This is a genomic window from Streptomyces sp. NPDC090798, from assembly GCF_044768965.1.
Taxonomy (GTDB): domain Bacteria; phylum Actinomycetota; class Actinomycetes; order Streptomycetales; family Streptomycetaceae; genus Streptomyces.
The window spans coordinates 119,742-130,517 of sequence record NZ_JBIVXA010000029.1; the positions used below are offsets into that span (position 1 = coordinate 119,742).

Annotated in this window: 16 protein-coding genes; 5 read left to right on the forward strand and 11 right to left on the reverse strand. The window is 68.0% G+C overall.

Annotated elements, in window-relative coordinates:
- Positions 1-36: 36 nt before the first annotated feature.
- The 10 genes from ACIQTP_RS41180 to ACIQTP_RS41225 form a co-directional block, all read right to left on the reverse strand.
- A complete protein-coding gene (locus ACIQTP_RS41180; RefSeq protein WP_403409787.1) occupies positions 37-921 on the reverse strand; it encodes a nuclease-related domain-containing protein in 885 nt (294 codons plus the stop codon).
- 469 nt (positions 922-1,390) lie between these two features.
- Positions 1,391-2,764: a tyrosine-type recombinase/integrase gene (locus ACIQTP_RS41185; protein WP_403409790.1), complete on the reverse strand. Its 1,374-nt coding sequence runs from the start codon at positions 2,762-2,764 to the stop codon at positions 1,391-1,393.
- Positions 2,761-2,931 carry an AlpA family transcriptional regulator gene (locus ACIQTP_RS41190; protein ID WP_266765852.1) on the reverse strand — a complete coding sequence of 57 codons (171 nt, stop codon included), beginning with the start codon at positions 2,929-2,931 and terminating at the stop codon, positions 2,761-2,763. The genes ACIQTP_RS41185 and ACIQTP_RS41190 overlap by 4 nt, the downstream gene beginning before the upstream one ends.
- Positions 2,932-2,951: 20 nt before the next feature.
- Complete coding sequence (locus ACIQTP_RS41195; protein ID WP_403409829.1) at positions 2,952-4,241, reverse strand: replication initiator; 1,290 nt, start codon at positions 4,239-4,241, stop codon at positions 2,952-2,954.
- A 165-nt stretch (positions 4,242-4,406) separates the two neighbouring features.
- Positions 4,407-4,652 carry a SpdD protein gene (locus ACIQTP_RS41200; protein WP_403409793.1) on the reverse strand — a complete coding sequence of 82 codons (246 nt, stop codon included), beginning with the start codon at positions 4,650-4,652 and terminating at the stop codon, positions 4,407-4,409.
- Positions 4,653-4,677: 25 nt separating this feature from the next.
- Positions 4,678-4,872, reverse strand: coding sequence for a hypothetical protein (locus ACIQTP_RS41205; RefSeq protein WP_099921822.1), 195 nt, complete (start codon positions 4,870-4,872; stop codon positions 4,678-4,680).
- A 15-nt stretch (positions 4,873-4,887) separates the two neighbouring features.
- The gene (locus ACIQTP_RS41210) at positions 4,888-5,079 is read right to left on the reverse strand and encodes a mobile element transfer protein (RefSeq protein ID WP_403409796.1); all 192 of its coding nucleotides are present in this window, start codon (positions 5,077-5,079) and stop codon (positions 4,888-4,890) included.
- 12 nt (positions 5,080-5,091) lie between these two features.
- Positions 5,092-5,718: a DUF2637 domain-containing protein gene (locus tag ACIQTP_RS41215; protein WP_403409799.1), complete on the reverse strand. Its 627-nt coding sequence runs from the start codon at positions 5,716-5,718 to the stop codon at positions 5,092-5,094.
- Between the two features lie 88 nt (positions 5,719-5,806).
- Positions 5,807-7,186 (reverse strand): FtsK/SpoIIIE domain-containing protein, encoded by a 1,380-nt coding sequence (locus ACIQTP_RS41220; RefSeq protein ID WP_403409802.1) that lies wholly within the window; start codon positions 7,184-7,186, stop codon positions 5,807-5,809.
- Positions 7,186-7,542, reverse strand: a complete 357-nt coding sequence (locus ACIQTP_RS41225; protein ID WP_360265051.1) for a hypothetical protein — start codon at positions 7,540-7,542, stop codon at positions 7,186-7,188. Before ACIQTP_RS41225 ends, ACIQTP_RS41220 begins: the two co-directional genes overlap by 1 nt.
- Before the next feature lie 226 nt (positions 7,543-7,768).
- Between ACIQTP_RS41225 and ACIQTP_RS41230 the strand changes: the two genes are divergently transcribed.
- Positions 7,769-8,134 (forward strand): hypothetical protein, encoded by a 366-nt coding sequence (locus ACIQTP_RS41230; protein ID WP_403409804.1) that lies wholly within the window; start codon positions 7,769-7,771, stop codon positions 8,132-8,134.
- A gap of 58 nt (positions 8,135-8,192) precedes the next feature.
- Here ACIQTP_RS41230 and ACIQTP_RS41235 read toward each other — a convergent pair whose 3' ends face one another.
- A complete protein-coding gene (locus ACIQTP_RS41235; protein WP_095854127.1) occupies positions 8,193-8,981 on the reverse strand; it encodes a GntR family transcriptional regulator in 789 nt (262 codons plus the stop codon).
- A 107-nt stretch (positions 8,982-9,088) separates the two neighbouring features.
- On the opposite strand from ACIQTP_RS41235, the gene ACIQTP_RS41240 reads away from it, so the two are divergent.
- From ACIQTP_RS41240 to ACIQTP_RS41255, 4 genes are all read left to right on the forward strand, one after another.
- Positions 9,089-9,496, forward strand: coding sequence for an NUDIX hydrolase (locus tag ACIQTP_RS41240; protein ID WP_190171981.1), 408 nt, complete (start codon positions 9,089-9,091; stop codon positions 9,494-9,496).
- A gap of 46 nt (positions 9,497-9,542) precedes the next feature.
- The gene (locus ACIQTP_RS41245) at positions 9,543-9,971 is read left to right on the forward strand and encodes an ATP-binding protein (protein ID WP_403409807.1); all 429 of its coding nucleotides are present in this window, start codon (positions 9,543-9,545) and stop codon (positions 9,969-9,971) included.
- Positions 9,972-10,153: 182 nt separating this feature from the next.
- Positions 10,154-10,312 (forward strand): hypothetical protein, encoded by a 159-nt coding sequence (locus ACIQTP_RS41250; protein ID WP_403409810.1) that lies wholly within the window; start codon positions 10,154-10,156, stop codon positions 10,310-10,312.
- Positions 10,309-10,698, forward strand: a complete 390-nt coding sequence (locus ACIQTP_RS41255; RefSeq protein ID WP_403409813.1) for a hypothetical protein — start codon at positions 10,309-10,311, stop codon at positions 10,696-10,698. The genes ACIQTP_RS41250 and ACIQTP_RS41255 overlap by 4 nt, the downstream gene beginning before the upstream one ends.
- The last annotated feature ends 78 nt before the right edge of the window (positions 10,699-10,776 follow it).

Here is a 10,776-nt window from a genome sequence, read left to right on the forward strand (position 1 = left end):
GTCGTCCCGAGAGCACCAGCCCAAAGCGTGGCGCAACTAGATGTTCAGATCCCTCGTGTCGCCGTCGGCGGCACCTCTCCAAGCCAGGCGATGGCGTGCGACGCCGTACACCTGCTCGACCTGCTCGGCCGTCAGCACTCCTGAGAGGGGCGCCAGTGCCGCCACCTCACGCTCCCGGTACACGCGCACGCTGAGCTGCGTGACGACCACCTTGAGATCAGTCACGCCGACGAAGACGAGCACCGGCTCCACCGGTACAGGGAAGCCGCAATAGCGCTCAAGCACTCGGCCTACTCGCTTGGCCTCCGCCCGGCTCTTGCGCGCGTAGGGCGCCGGCTTTCCGTGATCGACCTTCACGGAGTCTTCTCCGACCCACACAGCCCTTTTGTCGTGGTGCTTTGTATTGATGCTGAACACGCCACCGGGCCCGATCAGCAAGTGATCGACATCCACTTTGTCGGCCAGGGGGATGGAGTGCAGGACGTGCCAGCCATGGCGCGACAAGCGGTTCAGCTCAGCTCCCACGCGCCGCTCCCCCGCCAATCCCTTTTGCCAGGAGTCCCACTCTGTCGGTCGCCGCAGAAGGCGTGCGACAACTCGCTCCACGAGACCCGGGCCCGACTTGTCGAGCAGTTCACGCAGGGACCTCCCAGGAGGGTTGACAGCCAGGTCCTCGGCCGGCGTCAGCGGCGGCAACACCGGACGCGCCTTAGCCTCAGGCGCCCTGTCGGGTGGATCTGGCTCGGTGAAGCTCTGTAAGTGCTGGGTCAACACGGCAATGACGTCGTCGCGATAGTCGGTCCGTAAGACCACGATGTCCCCGGTCTTGGCGTCCGCCCAGCCAACTGCGGTGCCATCAGACAGGTTGGCGTACAGACGATCATGCCCATAGCGCTTCCAGCGAGTTACGTGCAGTTCCACAAGGCCCCCTGCGCTCTCGAACTGACGTTGCCGACATGGCAGCAGCTAGAGACATGAGGCCACAAGACCTTGAATTCGCCTACGTCACCGAGCCAGCAAACGGGCGCGGCCCTGGATGCTTTAGCAATCCAGGGCCGCTGCGCGTCCGTATGTCAGAACCGGGTCAGTACCCCGTCCACGTACCCAAGAGCTACGACATCGGTGTGTGGATCCAGGCCATCAGGGTCGTCGTGCCGGTAGTGGTACCGGCCCCGCTCGTCGACGAACAGCCCCAAGGGCTCGCTTCCACATTGACGGCACTTCCAGAACTGGAACTCAGCCATCTCAGCCGAGGGGTTCACATCACTCGGACGTATGACCTGTTTCGACACAGATTTCCTCCCACCTCTGCGGTGTTGAGATCCTTCCACTTTCAGGGGCCATTGAGGAGAGAAGCGCCCTTAGCTCGGGCGCTCCTCTCCGGTTTGTCTCACTCGTACTCGCGGAGCAGATCCTCGATACGTCGGTTGGCGACGTCCTGCCGTCCGTCGAGGCACTTCGCGTAGCGGGTCAGCAAGACCTCGACGCTGTTACCGGCGCGCTCAGCCACCTCGGTGGGGTCGACACCGGCATTGAGCCAGGTCGACAGCGCCGAGTGACGGAGGTCGTACGGCCGACTCGCGAGCGGCGAGGACGCCACAGCCGGCGGGAGCGCGAGGAGGCGGGCCTCCTGCCATACGCGGTAGTAGGTCGAGGACGGGACGACCGAGCCCTTCTCGCTGAAGAAGAGCCGCCCGTCGTCCGCCGTCCCGAAAGTGGCCAGGTGCTCGCGGAGTGCGGAGACAAGGTGGGGCGGGATCGGCACCCGCCTGACGTCCTCAACCGGCCGGTTCTTCAAACCGCGGTCGTCGTGGGTCTCCCCCGAGTCGGTCCACTGCTTGCCGACCGACGGGCGGGTCCGGTGGAGCAGCGCCGATCCCCAGCCCTGTTCGGGGAGGTTCAGGTCCGTCTCGGCAAGGCCGATCGCTTCAGCCGGCCGGAGGCCGCCGAAGTACATCGCAGCAAAGAGACCCACCAGCCGCCGACCGCGGGCCCGCCGGTAGCCGCCCACGTAGGAGACGGCTGCCAAGAGGTTGCGAGCCTGCTCGGGGTTCGCGACAACGCGAGGGTCGACCTGGTTGGAGACCTTCGGTTTCTGCCAGCGGACGGCCGTGATCGGGTTCTCGCGCAGCTCTCCCAGGTCGACCGCGTAGTTGGCAGCGTTGACGAGGGTCCGCCGCTTGCGCCGCACGGTTTCGGCTGCCGCGGCCGTGCCGTCGAGCTTGAGCTTCAGTGAGTCCAGCACCGCACGGGCCGTAGCCGGTTCAGCGAGATCGGCGAGCGGTCGCGATGCCTTCGACACCCAGTGAAGGACGTTCCGTACGTCGTCCGGGACATCTCGGTCGTCGGGCCCCGGCAGGACGAAAGCCCAGTTGCGGAGCGCCTGGCGGATGGCCTGATCGGACGGCCGTCCGGCCCGCTCGTCGAGCAGTTCCACGGTCACGCTGGTGAGCGATTCGTTGATGCCGTTGCGCGTATTGGGAGCGGCGTGCGGCCACTTCATGGCGAGGTACCGAAGAGCGAAGTCGTACCAGGACACAGCCGACTTCTTCGGTTCCATCGAGTCCGGAAGCCCGGACGCCTGGTCGAACTCCTCGCCGTCGCGCATCGCGCGCATCAGCTTCGAGCGGTAGTGATCGGCGAGTGCCTTCGTGCGGAACGAGTCGGAGAAGACGTTGCCCGCCACAGACCACCGAACGCCGTACGAGGGCGTCTTCGTATCGCGCTTCCGTACGGCCCAGACCTTCACGTCGAGAGACTTCACGCCGCGGCCTCCAGCTCTCGCAGCCACGTGGAGAAGTCACTCCGCCACACCCGGAGCTCCCCGTTGGGCAGCTTGAACGCGGCCGGCCCGTGCCCCAACTCGCGCCAGCGGTAGAACGTCCGGCGAGAGACCCCGCCCAGCTCGTCCAAGACCTGGCGCACGGTCATCAGCTCGTCGCGTTGCGGGTTCACGTCGGTTCTCCTTCCGTACCGAGAGCGGGTTCGAGGGACGCGGCGAGCCAGGCTTCGGCGGCGGACAGGCCGATTCCGGCAAAGACCCAGTGCGAGAGAACGAGAGTCGTGTCCGGCTCGTCCTCGGTGATCACTGCGGCTTGGGCGCGGCGCCATTCGGCGCGGGCGGTGCGGAGGGCGCCGAGGGTGGTGGAGTAGCGGCGTGACTTGGTGGAGAAGTGGCCGCGGAAGCCGAGCATGTGAGCCCAGGCCCGGAGCCGGAGATCTTCTAATTCCTTGCGGGCCCCGAGCGTCCAGGCGGTGCGGATCAGCCGGCGGGCGTGGTCGCTGATGTCAAGCTGGGCGAGTTCGGCGAGGAACTTGAGCGGGCGGTCGAGAGCTCCCGTGGCGGTCTCGGCCCCCTTGGTGGCGTACTTGGCGATGTACGAGGCAACGGCCCGTTCGGTGAGTTCTTGGCCGCCCTCGAAGTCGGCGGATCGGATGGTGCGGACGTCGAGTTGGCGGCCGAAGGTGAAGGTGTGGGCGCGTCCGTCGATGACCAGGCCATCCACGCGGACGTGGGCAGCGGCGGCGCGTATGGCATCGGTGAGCAGCTCGGCGGTGGCCCAGGCCGGGGGCGGGGTGTCGCCGCCCTCGGGGCCGTCGATGCGGATGACGGCGTGGAAGTGGACGGCGCCGCGCTTCTGGTACTCGGCGACCTTGGCGAAGGACACCCGGGCGTACTGGCGGAACGCGCGCTGTGAGAGTCCGGCCCGCTTGGCGACCTCCCGGCGGAGGTACGTGGAGAAGCGGCGCCAGAGCGGACCGGCGTGGGCGTTCCAGAGGACGGCGGCTTCGTAGTCGTAGGTGTCCGGGTTGAGCGGGGTGCCGAGCTCGGCGTCGTCCTGGTCGTGGAGGACGCCGCAGCGGCAGCGGCGGACTGAACCGGCCGGACCGGTGGGGCGGTTGTGGACGGGTCCGAAGCTGGGTGCGGTGAGGGTGGCGAAGACGCGGGGGTGGGCGGCGACGCGTTCCGGGACGCCCTTGCCGCCGCGCAGGCCGGAGGTGATCAGGTGGAAGGTGTCGCGGCGGTAGACCTCGGCGCAGGCCGGGCAACGGGTCGTGCGGCGGTTGTTGCAGCGGACCAGGAGGTGACCGGCCGGGAGGGTGGCGGAGTCGAGGCGGTGGAGGACGTTGCCGATCTCGCCGGTGCGGGTGTTGACGTCGTATTCGGTGCGGTGGCCGTCGAGGCGGATCGGGGTCGTGCAGCCGCCGAGTCCGGAGAGCTGCCGGAGGATACCGGGCAGGGTGCCGTGCTGGGCCAGCTTGGCGAGTTCGGGCAGTGGGGGCGGGGTGGGGCGGGTGAAGATGGCGTTCTCCTTCTGGCTGGCTTGCTGGCTGGTCAGGAGGGATGAGCCCCGGGGCGGTGGATGCTTGGCCGTGTCGAACCGCCCCGGGGCACCAGGTGCCGTTCAGCGCCGGTGGTGGTCGCGGAGCATCGAGCGCAGGACCACGGCTGCGATGGCGACTGAGATGGCCGTGACGGCGACGGCGGCCAGGAGCGCGGTCAGGACGACTCCGCCGACGAGGACGGCCGCGACCGCTCCGGGGCTGATGGAGATCTGCGGGAGCGTGCGTCGTACGGACACTGGATCGGCCGGGGCGTGGGTGTGCGCGGGCGGCGGGGTCGGATTGTTGGGGTACTTGGGCAGGAACACAGCGAACCTCTCCTTATCTACTCGTCTAGTCATGTGAGCCGTTGACAATGCCCACGCCGGAACGCGTGCCGGAGTCGATGGCGGGGGCCATGAAGGTGTGCGAGAGCAGGAAGCCGAACAGGGCGATCACGACGACGATCCAGGTGCGGACGCCGAGGAACTTGACCGCTCCCCAGGCGATGAAGCCGAGGACGAGGACGAGCGGGAGGCTGACGGTCACGGGGGCGAGGTCCTTTCAGCGGACGGGGCAGCGGTGGGTGCGGGCGGCGAGTTCGGCGGCGGCTCGGCTGTCGTAGTCGGCGGAGAAGCCGCAGCGCGGGGCGGTGCAGGCGGCGGTGTGCTTCTCACGGCCCCGGTTGTCGTAAGACGTACCGACCCGGACGGGGCCGATGCGGGTGATGTCACGGAAGCGCCGGTCAGGGGACATGTGGGACTCCTTTCAGAGGTGGGCGGCGATGGCTTCGGCCATGGGTGCGGGGACGCCGAGCCGGGCGCGGAGGGTCGGGGTGTCGATGGCCGTTCCGGTACGGGTGTGGTGTTCGGCGGCGACCTTGCGGGCGTGTTCGATCAGGGCAGCCGGGACGGCTACGGCAGGCAGAGCAGGGGGCGGCTCGGGAGCCGGTTGCGTGGGGAGCTCCGGGGCGGGATCGGGCGCGTCCTCCTGGTCCTGCTCGTCCTCGGTGTCCTCGTGCGGGGCCGGACTCGGGGCCGAGTGAGCGAGGAGTGTTCCGCCGAGGAAGGCGACCGCGGGCCAGCCCGCAACGAGGATGCGCAGCCATGCCGGCACCTGGTCCAAGTCGAGGAGTCCGGCGGTGGCGACGTTCGCCCCGAGAGACGCAGTGAGCGCGATGACGAACCAGCACCACCCAGCCGCTTTCGCCTCGCCGGTTCGCAGTCGGCGCCAAGCGGCGACGAGCAGCAGGTCGACGGAGACGGGATACGCCCAGGCCTTCCATCCGTCCTGACCGGCCGCCGAGGCGACGTCGTGCAGGTGGGCGAAGGACAGCGCTGCGGCGATGAGTGCCTGGACGAGTACCGCGTCGACACGGGCCAGTTGGGCGCGCATGCTGCGACTCCTTCCGGATTCAGGCATGGGAGGGGTAGGGAGTTGGCGCGAGGCGGTCACGCCGACCGGGGTGGGGAGGGGGTGAGCGTCAGTCGGTGACGGGGCGTGGCTGGAGTACCGGGGCCGTCGCTGTCTCGACGGGCCGTACGGGTACGTCGGGCCGGAAGGGCTTGAGCGCGGGCAGGTCGGGCACCAGGTGGGCCGACTCGCGGCAGATCTCGGCGGCGTCGCCGAGGGAGAGGTACGGGGTGCGGATGCGGGACCAGCCGCCGGAGGTGTCACCGGCGACGGCCAGGCCGGGCCGTTCGGGCGCGATGGCGCAGGCGGCGGAGACGGCTTCCGGGGCGATGTCGCCGAGTGCCATTTTGGCGGAGGCTTCGTCGTTGACGCGGTGGCAGACACGGCCGGTCAGCTGAGCCCGGAGCATGGTCGCGCCCTTGCCCAGTTCGGCACCGAAGCGCTGCCCGCAGACCTCCAGATAGATGCCGGCGGCGCGGCCGAGCTGGGCGAGGCGGATGAGCTGGGTGACCATCTCGTCGCGCCGGTCCTCGTCCTTGCGGGTGGCGACGAGGAAGAGTTCGGCCACCTCGTCGACGAACAGAACGATGGGTACTGGCCGTTCGTGCTCAGGCAGGCCCCAGATGTCCGAGGTGATCTCCTCGTCGGGGGCGTCCGGCGCGATCCCTTGCCGGGCCTTGATCAGGTCGTATCGGTCCTCCATTTCCTTGACGAGCACCGGCAGCAGCTCGGCGGCTTGCTCGGGATCGGTGGCCAGTGCCGAGAGCCGGGCGGCGAACGGCGCGAGCTCCACACCGCGCTTGCAGTCGATGCCGACCAGGGCGACGAGTTGCGGGGCGAGTCCGGCGACGAGATGCCGCAGGTACATGGACTTGCCGGACAGCGTTGCGCCGAGGGTCAGTTGGTGAGGCACGGTCCGGTAGTCCCGTACGAAGGGAGTCGCGTCCTCCCGCAGCGCCACAGGCACCTTGAGGAACCCGCCATCGACCTTGCGCGGCATCCGTACCCGCCGCAGCACGTCGAAGCCGACGAGCCGCAGTTCGACCACACCGGGCTTGACGGTCGTGACGTACACGGCGTGGACGCCCCAGGCGTGCCGCAGCCGTTCGGCCGAGGCGGCGACGTCGGCGGGTTCCTGCCCGGGAGCGAGCCGCAGACGAAGCCGTAACCCGGTCGAAGTGGGCCGGATGATGCCCCGACGCGGCGGTACGGGGCTGATCTCACGTCGAGTGGTGGCCTTGACCGCCAGGACCCGCAGCCGGGAGGGAGCCACGGTCAGGCCGCAGGCTTCCATGACGGAGCTGTAGGAGCTGAGCAGCCGGGCCGTGGATATCGGCAGGCCGACCGTGGACCAGTAGACGCCGGGGTGCTTGGCCCGGGCGTAGGCAGCCCCGCCGCCGAGCGCGGCGACAGGACCACCCACCTCCAGAAGCGTTGCCAGATCCGTCATCAGGCCGTGGCTCCCAGGGCCGCCGGGAACGCGGCCGGAGTGACGGCGGCGGAGCGGTAGGCGATGCCGTGCCGCTGCTGCCCGTTGAACACGCTCTCCCAGGGCCGGGCCACGAGCCCCGGCAGCGAGACCGGAGCGCCGAGCGCGAGCCCCTCGGACACCCCGCTCTCCGGAACGGTGACCTTGATGAGGGAGGACTCCCCTTCCTCGATGTAGACGACGCCGATCGTCATCAGTGCCTCGCCGGTGTTGATGTCCTTGGCGATCTCGCCGGTCTGCCGGTCGCGGACCTTGGGCTCGGGCGCCTCGGTCAGCAGGATCGTTGCGGCCGAGGTCTCCACACGGATGGTGCGCAAGAGTTCTTCCTATCTACTCGTCTATACAAGATGCAGCCTTCGAACCCGATCTCCGGGAACGACGACCACCCTGCCACACAACTTGCCCACTCGTCTATACGAGTATGCCTGTTGGCGCGTACGAGTTCGGAGAATCGGCACCACGAGCGATCGGCCGGTGAAGGCAGCTCGCCCCGCCCATCTGCCGGGAGGAGCAGCTGTCAGAGCCATCCGGCAGGATCTGCTCATGCTGATTGCGACGAACACCCGGGGCTGCGCGGTCAAGCGTCCCTCGAAGCCGGCCATTGGCACCATGCTCGCCAACCTGCAACGCGGCATGCACATGGTTCTTGAACGGCAAGACGAGGATCTCCAGGGCGACTGGTACATCCAGGTCCTGATGCGCGACAACAACACCTACCAGCTGGAATACCGCGATGGTGTCGCCGCCGAGCACTACCAGACGCAGACCGTCTCGCAGGAGAAGGTGCTGAATGCGCTCCTCGGCTGGGCGGCCGCCAAACCGGACTGGCGGGAAGGCTTCATGTGGAACAGCATCAGCTCCATGTTCGAGCCGCCCACCTCTGAGGCCACAGAACGACCCACCGCATAGCGTCGCCGCAGGTCCGCCCGCACAGCACTGACCCTGAAGAACACTGCCGCTCATGCGATCACGTCGCCGGGAGCTGGTACGACAGGACGTACGCGTCCGCCGCCATCACCGTGTCGCAGACCTCCACGGCCCGCCCCTCGGTGTCGTACGCGGTGCGGATCAGGTGGATCACGGGCACGCCGGAAGCCAGCCGGAGCGTCTTGACCTCGGACGGCGCGGGCATCCGGGCCCGGATCTCCTCCTCGAAGTGGTCGAGGCGGTGACCCAGCTCCTCAAGACGGGCGTAGATGCCACCGGGACCGGGGTTGGGCTCGGCGATCGGGGTGTCTCGGGCGATATCCAGCGGGAGATACGAGGTGGCGAACTCGACCGGCCGCCCGTCGAGCAGATACCGGCGCCGGCGAGCAAGCACGCGCCGCACAGAGCCGAGCCTCGTGGAGATGTCCTGACTGGCCTTCTCCTCCTTCACCTCCAGGCTGTCCACCTGCGGATGACTGCCAGCAGCATCAGCCTCGACGATGAACGCGGACTTCCCCTGTTCGCGATGGCGCCGGGCGAACCGGTCGGAGGCGAGCCGCCGCACGGGCGGGCGTGGCCGTACGAAGACGCCTTTCCCGTGCTCGGCATGGACGAGCCCCTCGCCCTGGAGGATGGAGAAGGAGTTCCGGACGGTCATCCGGGACACGCCGTAGTGCTCGACGAGCTCAGCTTCCGAGGGGAGCTTTTCGCCCTCCTTGAATCGCCCACGGTCGATGGCCTCGCGCAGCTGGTCGGCGATCTGCCGGAACACCGCACGATCGCTCGTGGGGTCCAGATCGCCGAGCAGACTGGTCGGGAGTGAGGTCACGAGTACTCCTTTAGGTATCTAGACGAGTGGGCGAGTGTTGTTGCTACGGTGGAGAGCCTAGCCATCCGAGAAGGCCGAGGAACGTGACCACTGACCGCCCGCACTCCGTGAGCGTTGCCGGAGTCATTGTCGACGACCAGGGCCGAGCCCTGCTGATCAAGCGTCGCGACAACGGTCACTGGGAACCCCCGGGCGGCGTCCTCGAGCGCGAGGAAACCATCCCCGAGGCCCTCCAGCGCGAAGTCCTCGAAGAAACCGGAATCAAGATCGCGCTTCCCGCGACCCTCACCGGCGTCTACAAGAACATGACGGGCCTGATCGTCTCTCTGGTCTTCCGCTGCGAAGCCGCCGACGGCACACCCACCACCGGGGACGAGACCTACGCACTGCGCTGGGCCACCCGCGAAGAAGTCACCGAACTCGCCGACGAGGCGTACGCGATCCGCGTCCTGGACGCACTCGACGCGGCGTCCCCGCCGGCCATCCGCGCCCACGACGGCGTGAAACTCGTCTAGCCCGAACCCGCTGCGCATGGCGGCCTACCAGCACGAAGGAACTTGTATGCACGAGTATACGAGCACCGCCCGGGTCTGGGGACTCACTTGCCCTGGTTTCCCCGAAGAGGTCAGCAGGGCCCGACGCTGGACGCGGGACATCCTCGCGGGTTCGCCCTTAGCCGAGGACGCCGAACTGATTGTGAGCGAGCTGAGCGCGAACGCGATCCTGCACACCGCCAGCGGACAGCAGTCGGGCAGCTTCCATCTGGCCCTCGCGGTCTCCTCCCAGGTCGTCGCCCTGTCAGTCACGGACGACGGCGGCACCAAGACGGCGCCGAAGGCCGAGCATGCCCACCAGGACGCCACACACGGGCGAGGCCTCGGCATGGTCAGCGCGATCGCACACCGGGTCGTGATCCACGACAGCCAAGCCGGCCACACAGTCACCGCAGAACTCTTCACGAGCGCCCGCCCGGGGGGACACCCGTGCTGACGTCGACCACTCCCGAGGACTTAGCCGCGGAAGGACAGGGCGGCGCGTACCGCTGCTGGGCCACGGCCTACCCGCTGCACGAAACCAGCTCCATCCCCCTGGGATCACACGAAGCGACAAGCCCCCGCCTCGCGGTGCGATGGCTTCGAGAGCGCACGAGGAACGTCACGGACCAACTCGACATGGCATACGCCCAGCCGGGCCGCTACTGGCTGCGGGACGAGCGCGAGCACGAACGAGCCCTCGCCTACCTGACCACAGGCACGGCCTACCACCTCACCCTGCACGACGAGAACACGCGCTACGTCCTCGTGGCCTACCCACCGGGAGCGACCCCGTGAACGGATACACCCGCGGCTTCTGGTGCGAATGCTGGACCGAAGACCTCACCAAGGCAGAGCAGCCGACCTTTCACAGCTCCTTCGACGCCCACTCGGCCGGACAGGCAGACCGCTGGATAGCGATCGCGCTCCGCACCATCACGCCAGCACTGGACTCCAGAGCCTCCGACGAAGCCTGGGAATGGCTGTACGAGGGCCGCATCGAGACGAGGAGAGCTCTCCTGTGCTCGGAATCCTGCACAGTCTCAATCAACCAGGGCGACACACGCATCACTTGGACGGCTCGACCAGCGCTCTTCCTACCCCTGGCACACCGACGAGGCCTTGAACTTCCATCCTGCGCATACAACTTCAAGCCCCACGCCCCGCTGTCGGATCCCAGCTGATGTCTGACGTTCTGGTCCCACGTGATGCTTGACGGTGGGCCTAGACAACATAGGGAGCCCCGTGGGGCTTGTTCGCTT

Coding starts and splice junctions, on each gene's coding strand:
- ACIQTP_RS41190 (WP_266765852.1), bottom strand. CDS start 2,931: ATGACCGTGCGCCAGGTCTTGGACGAGCTGGGCGGGGTCTCTCGCCGG.
- ACIQTP_RS41210 (WP_403409796.1), bottom strand. CDS start 5,079: ATGTCCCCTGACCGGCGCTTCCGTGACATCACCCGCATCGGCCCCGTC.
- ACIQTP_RS41215 (WP_403409799.1), bottom strand. CDS start 5,718: ATGCGCGCCCAACTGGCCCGTGTCGACGCGGTACTCGTCCAGGCACTC.
- ACIQTP_RS41220 (WP_403409802.1), bottom strand. CDS start 7,186: ATGACGGATCTGGCAACGCTTCTGGAGGTGGGTGGTCCTGTCGCCGCG.
- ACIQTP_RS41230 (WP_403409804.1), top strand. CDS start 7,769: ATGCTGATTGCGACGAACACCCGGGGCTGCGCGGTCAAGCGTCCCTCG.
- ACIQTP_RS41245 (WP_403409807.1), top strand. CDS start 9,543: ATGCACGAGTATACGAGCACCGCCCGGGTCTGGGGACTCACTTGCCCT.
- ACIQTP_RS41250 (WP_403409810.1), top strand. CDS start 10,154: ATGGCATACGCCCAGCCGGGCCGCTACTGGCTGCGGGACGAGCGCGAG.